Below are 6,416 nucleotides of genomic sequence, written 5' to 3'. Positions count from 1 at the left end.
ACGCCAATGGCCACGTTACTTGATGGAAAACGGGTCTGGGCAGAAAAGAATCTGAACCAGATTTAATCTGACAGACACCTGTATAAATAACCGGTAACTGTCAGATCAGGTCTGAGCTAGTACAGCTAAGTACGGCATGCGTTTTCACGCATGCCGATCAAAAAGATTCAGCTACCTTTCAGCAGACGATACATATCTTCTTCAGCCTGCTCATCTTCGTCGTCATCCATGGCGATACCTAACTGCTCCATCAGCTCGTCAATACGATCCAGCGCCGCATCTAACCAGCCTTGATCTTCGGCGGACAACGTTTCGCCACTTTCAAGACGATCAAGCAGATTATCCAGGCGAGGATCATTTTCCAGCTTCGCCAGCTCTTCTTCGGGAGTCAGACGGGCTTTCTCAACCGCAGATTTGGCTACGGCTTTTTTAACTTTAGCCGGTGCGGTTTGGTCTTCAGCAACTAAAGCAATCGGCTTTTTGCTGCCGATACGCGGATCTTTGACGGTATCGTTCTGGCGTCCGCCTTTACTGGTCCTGGTTTCGGGATTGGCACGACTGCCTGACGCATGGCCGCGATGCTTTTTATCGCGTTTGCGGTCACGTGCTTCCATGTTTATTTCTTCACGCGATTTGCGTTTGGCCCTGGCGGCAGGTTTGCCGTTCGCAGCTCGTGCAGGTTGCTTCATAGTGTTTTATCTCAGCGTTTTTTATTCAGTATAGAATTGCGGCGAAATCTAGCAGAAAGCAGGCAAAGAAAAAAGGCGACAGCTCAAGCTGTCGCCTTATTTCACACCTTCATGTGAAGGAATCGTGTTTTAAATCCTTTTTGGCTGGTAACGTCCCGGTTAATCCTGCGCCTGCTCAACGCCTGAGCCTCTCCTTTTCCTTGTCTGGCCCGCAATCCCTGGCCATTTCCCCTCCTTCGCTCTTCATCATCCTGAGTTCCCTGAGCGCATCATCCTGATGGGTGCTGCCATGCACTGCTCAATAATGTAGTCCAATTAGTAAAACCCTCAAGCCAGACTTATTTACTATTTTTGCGAAAAGTTCAATTTTTTTATTTAATGCATTGAATAGTAAGTTAATTTTATTTTTAAAAATAAAATAAAAGACGACATAACTACCATTATTTATGGCAAATATCTTACAAAAGCGTGAGAAAAGACATCATTGAGTACTTTAGCGCCATAACGCGTATAATCAGCGCTATTGCCTGAATACGTATTTTTGGAGTGTTACCTTGTCTGAACTGAATTATCACGTTACCCGCTTTGTACTTAGCGCGCCTGACATCCGCCACTTGCCGTCTGATACCGGCATTGAAGTCGCGTTTGCCGGACGCTCAAATGCCGGTAAATCAAGCGCACTCAATACGTTGACCAACCAAAAAAGCCTGGCACGTACCAGTAAAACGCCAGGTCGTACTCAACTGATCAATCTGTTTGAAGTGAGCGAAGGCAAACGCCTGGTTGACTTGCCAGGTTACGGCTACGCCGAAGTGCCGGAAGCGATGAAGCTGAAATGGCAGCGTGCACTGGGTGAATACCTGCAAAAACGTCAGGCGCTAAAAGGCCTGGTGGTTCTGATGGATATTCGTCATCCGCTAAAAGATCTCGATCAGCAGATGATTCAGTGGTCAGTTGAAAGCGGTATTCCAGTGCTGCTGTTATTAACGAAAGCCGACAAACTGGCGTCAGGCGCGCGCAAGACGCAGCTAAATAGGGTTCGGGAAGCATCAATGGCATTCATGGGCGATGTGCAGGTTGAAGTATTCTCATCGCTGAAAAAGTTAGGTGTGGATAAAGTGCGCCACAAGCTGGATAGCTGGTTCAATAAACCAGACGTTGCGTCTACAGACGAAGATAGCGATGTTGCAGAATAAATAAAAATGGCTTCGCGATCGCTGTATCGCAGATCAAAAAACCCAATAAAAAACGCCCCAGTCACATGATGACTGGGGCGGCTAATATTCAGCCAAATCCGATTACGTGAAGTAAAAGGTCTGAAATGTATTAGTCGCGACTTGATCTGACACTGGACCTTGAAAGGTTGAGAGTTACCGGTTTTGATATGGGTGTCTAATCCTTATACAAAACACGAGGTAACTCTCATGCTTCATACTAACAATCCCATCATCAAACACAAAGCCGGCCTGCTCAATCTGGCCGAAGAACTCGGTAACGTATCAAAAGCCTGTAAAATCATGGGGGTGTCACGCGACACATTCTACCGCTACCAGGAGCTAGCTGAAGAAGGCGGCATTGACGCGCTGGTTAATCAAAACCGTCGGGTACCCAACCTGAAGAATCGGGCCGATGAAGCCACTGAACGGGCGGTTGTTGAGTACGCCGTTGAGTTCCCGGCCCACGGTCAGCACCGGACCAGTAATGAGCTGCGTAAAAAAGGCGTGTTTATCTCCGGCAGCGGCGTGCGCTCCATCTGGCAACGACATGACCTGGAGAACTTCCGTAAGCGGCTGAAGGCGCTTACGGAAAAGGTCGCCAGAGAAGGCATTGTGCTTACCGATGCTCAAATCGCCGCACTGGAGAAGAAGGTGCACGATGACGAAGCCTGCGGTGAAATCGAAACGGCTCACCCGGGTTATCTGGGGTCGCAGGACACCTTCTACGTTGGGAATCTGAAAGGCGTTGGCCGCATCTACCAGCAGACGTTCGTGGATACGTACTCGAAAATGGCTCACTGCAAGCTGTATACGAGTAAAACGCCGATCACTGCAGCCGACCTGCTTAATGATCGGGTACTGCCGTTCTATGAGGCTCAGGGGCTGCCGATGCTGAGAATACTGACCGACAGGGGCACAGAGTACTGCGGTAAAGTAGAGCAACATGATTATCAGCTGTATCTGGCCATCAACGATATCGACCATACGAAAACGAAAGCGATGTCCCCGCAGACGAACGGTATCTGCGAGCGCTTCCATAAAACCATTTTGCAGGAGTTTTATCAGGTTACGTTCCGCAAGAAGCTATATGCAGACCTGGAGAGCCTGCAAATGGATCTGGACAACTGGTTGTGGCATTACAATAATGAGCGAACTCATCAGGGGAAAATGTGCTGCGGGCGTACGCCAATGGCCACGTTACTTGATGGAAAACGGGTCTGGGCAGAAAAGAATCTGAACCAGATTTAATCTGACAGACACCTGTATAAATAACCGGTAACTGTCAGCTCAGGTCTGAGCTAGTACATCTGAAAGATAGAACATCTTACCTCTGTACCCTACGCCTTGAACTTTACCTGATTTTTGCTGAGCAACAAAGGTTTTTTTGTTGCTGCCTTACATTAAATGGTATTTTTTTTACAAGACTCGTCACAAAAACAAGCATCTGATGTAGTTTAATTATTAAAAAAATGCTTAGGCGTGAGACAGTTAGTCCGCACGCTTTTCACCGAAGCAATAACTTCATGGCTGAAACGTTTAAGTAAACAATTTACTTATGATGCTGACATGACCGATGAAAATGTCTTCATCGGCCAACGTCTATGTCAGATTAATGAGCCTGATCCCAGTTATCTCCAACGCCAACCTCTACCCGTAACGGCACGTCCAGCTTCATGCTCCCTTCCATCAATGTGCGGATCTGCTGATTTGCAGACTCAACCGCATCGACCTTAACTTCAAATACCAGTTCATCATGTACCTGCATGATCATCTTCACCGAATCGTTATTTTGTTGCTCAAGCCAGCCGTCAACAGCAATCATCGCTCGCTTAATGATGTCTGCCGCAGTCCCTTGCATGGGGGCGTTGATCGCAGCACGTTCAGCCGCTTTGCGCCGCATTGCGTTACTGGACTTAATATCAGGCAGCCACAGGCGGCGTCCATCCAGAGTTTCGACGTAACCTTTTTCGGCTGCCAGTTGACGCGTATTCTCCATATAACGCAGTACGCCTGGATAACGCTCAAAGTATAAATCCATATATTTCTTCGCTTCGCCAGCCCCGATATTGAGCTGCCGCGACAGGCCAAAAGCGCTCATGCCATAAATCAGACCAAAATTGATGGCTTTTGCGCTGCGACGTTGTTCACCGCTCACCTTACTTAAAGCAACGCCAAACACCTCTGAAGCGGTAGCACGGTGAATGTCCTCTTCCTGAGCAAACGCGTCTAATAGACCTTTATCCTGGGACAGATGGGCCATGATGCGCAGCTCAATTTGTGAATAGTCAGCTGCCACGATGCGATTACCCTTAGCGGCAATAAAAGCCTGCCGGATACGGCGACCTTCGTCGTTGCGCACCGGAATGTTTTGCAGGTTAGGATCGGTAGACGACAGACGGCCTGTGGCGGTGACCGCTTGATGATAAGAGGTGTGAACGCGGCCACTTAGCGGATTAATCATCAGCGGCAGCTTGTCGGTATAAGTCGATTTAAGTTTGGATAAGCCACGATGCTCAAGGATGACTTTTGGCAGCGGATAATCCAGGGCCAGTTCGGCTAACACCTCTTCACTGGTAGAAGGCGCACCGCCTGGTGTTTTTTTAGTTGGCTTAATGCCCTGCTTTTCAAACAGAATGACCTGCAGCTGTTTAGTTGAAGAGAGATTGAACGGCTCGCCCGCCAGCTCATGGGCTTTTAGCTCCAGTTCTGCCAGCCGAGCAGCAAGCTCTTTCGAATGTTGCGCCAGAATGTTTTGGTCAATGAGCACCCCGTTACGCTCAATACGCGATATTACCGTCAGCAGGGGCATTTCAATTTGCTCGAAAACATTTTTCGGACCGGCTTCTTTTTCCAGTTGCGGCCACATTTTCAAATGCAATTGCAGCGTGACGTCTGCATCTTCTGCCGCATAATGTGCAGCCTGTTCCAGAGCGATTTGATTAAAAGTGAGCTGATTTTTACCTTTGCCAGCAATTTCTTCAAACGTCACGGTTTTATGTTTCAGCCAGCGTGCTGCCAGGCTATCCATATCATGTTTGCCAACCACACTGTTAAGAATATAGGACTCCAGCATGGTGTCGAACCGGATGCCCGCCAGTTCAATACCGTAATTCTTCAACACACCACGATCGTATTTCAGGTTCTGTCCAACTTTATAAGCTTTGCCATCTTCCAGCAGCGGTTTGAGCTGTTCAAGTACAGCATTACGATCAAGCTGTTCAGGCGCATCAAGATAATCATGAGCGACAGGCAAATATGCGGCTTCGCCGGGCGCAACAGCAAAGCCAATCCCGACAATACTGGCGCTTAAGGTGTCAAGCGAGTCGGTTTCCAGATCAAAAGCAAATACGTCACTTTTTTTAAGCTTATCGATCCAGCTTTCAAAGGTTTGCTGATCCAGGATGGTGACATAGCCATCAGCGGAGAGCATACTCTCAGTCTCCTTCTGCTGCTGGGCTGGCTCGTCGGACAACACCTTTTGCGCCTGCTGGTTACTTTTTTTGCCTTGTAGCCATTTGCCATCCTGAAGATCAACTAACCAGCGTTTGAATTCATAGCGGCTAAAGAGTGCCTGCAACGCAACCACATCCGGTTCATTCACCGTAAGCTGTTCGCACGTTAACTCCAGCTCTACATCGGTTTTGATAGTAGCCAGCTGATAAGAAAGAAACGCTACTTCACGATTCTGTTCCAGCTTCGCCGCCATAGTTTTCGCCCCGCGGAATGGCAAATCGGCAACTTTATCCAGATTGTCATAAATCGCCTGCATGCCGCCTAAGCCTTGCAGCAGAGCTTGTGCGGTTTTTTCGCCAACGCCCGGCACGCCTGGAATGTTATCCGAGCTATCACCCATCATGGCAAGGAAATCAATGATCAGAGCGGGAGGGACACCGTATTTCTGTTCCACTTCCTCCGGGCCAAGAATGGTGTTCGTCATAGTATTGATGAGCGTGATGGCAGGCGTGACCAGTTGCGCCATATCTTTATCACCGGTACTGATTAAAACTGCGCGGCCTTTTTTCTCTGCTTCAAGCGCTAAAGTGCCGATTACGTCATCCGCTTCAACGCCACTGATCGCCAGCAAGGGGAGCCCCATCGCTTTAACCATTTCATGTAACGGCTCGATTTGTGCGCGCAGGTCATCAGGCATCGGTGGGCGGTGAGATTTATAATGTTCAAACAGCTCGTCCCGGAAGGTTTTGCCTTTCGCGTCAAAGACCACAGCAACACGATCTGGTTTGTACTGGGTTAACAGGCTTTTCAGCATGTTAAGCACACCATACATGGCACCAGTTGGCTCACCAGCGCTGTTGGTCAGCGGTGGGAAGGCGTGGTATGCGCGATAAAGATATGATGAGCCATCAACCAGAATCAGTGGATTTTCTGCTATTTGCGCCATAAGTCTGTCTATTCTTCGTTGCCATGGGTTGGTCTATAAGGATGCCACAGCTTGAGAGGAATGTTGAATTTTGGCCGCCTATGACAGCAGCATTTAACGGATTTAGGGGAA

The 6,416-nt window shown here is 48.5% G+C and carries 4 protein-coding genes and 1 pseudogene; 2 read left to right on the top strand and 3 right to left on the bottom strand.

Annotation, left to right across the window (positions count from 1 at the left end):
* Window positions 1-167: 167 nt before the first annotated feature.
* Window positions 168-689, bottom strand: a complete 522-nt coding sequence (gene yihI, locus QRY16_RS05185; RefSeq protein WP_193406317.1) for a Der GTPase-activating protein YihI — start codon at window positions 687-689, stop codon at window positions 168-170.
* 554 nt (window positions 690-1,243) lie between these two features.
* Between yihI and yihA the strand changes: the two genes are divergently transcribed.
* Complete coding sequence (gene yihA, locus QRY16_RS05180; protein ID WP_289775866.1) at window positions 1,244-1,885, top strand: ribosome biogenesis GTP-binding protein YihA/YsxC; 642 nt, start codon at window positions 1,244-1,246, stop codon at window positions 1,883-1,885.
* Between the two features lie 88 nt (window positions 1,886-1,973).
* Here the strand turns inward: yihA and QRY16_RS22315 are convergent.
* A pseudogene (locus QRY16_RS22315) lies at window positions 1,974-2,012 on the bottom strand (hypothetical protein).
* A gap of 101 nt (window positions 2,013-2,113) precedes the next feature.
* Here QRY16_RS22315 and QRY16_RS05175 point away from each other — a divergent pair.
* Window positions 2,114-3,154 (top strand): IS481 family transposase, encoded by a 1,041-nt coding sequence (locus QRY16_RS05175; RefSeq protein WP_193403339.1) that lies wholly within the window; start codon window positions 2,114-2,116, stop codon window positions 3,152-3,154.
* 361 nt (window positions 3,155-3,515) lie between these two features.
* Here the strand turns inward: QRY16_RS05175 and polA are convergent, their stop codons facing one another.
* A complete protein-coding gene (gene polA / locus QRY16_RS05170) occupies window positions 3,516-6,305 on the bottom strand; it encodes a DNA polymerase I (RefSeq protein WP_289775865.1) in 2,790 nt (929 codons plus the stop codon).
* Window positions 6,306-6,416 lie beyond the last annotated feature (111 nt).

Origin of the sequence: Mixta mediterraneensis (assembly GCF_030283135.1) — a bacterium.
Classification (GTDB): Bacteria; Pseudomonadota; Gammaproteobacteria; order Enterobacterales; family Enterobacteriaceae; genus Pantoea; species Pantoea mediterraneensis.
This window is presented reverse-complemented; position numbering and strand designations above follow the sequence as displayed.

Excerpts from the sequence above, each read along its gene's own strand:
- yihI (WP_193406317.1), bottom strand. The coding sequence starts at position 689 with ATGAAGCAACCTGCACGAGCTGCGAACGGCAAACCTGCCGCCAGGGCC.
- QRY16_RS05175 (WP_193403339.1), top strand. The coding sequence starts at position 2,114 with ATGCTTCATACTAACAATCCCATCATCAAACACAAAGCCGGCCTGCTC.
- polA (WP_289775865.1), bottom strand. The coding sequence starts at position 6,305 with ATGGCGCAAATAGCAGAAAATCCACTGATTCTGGTTGATGGCTCATCA.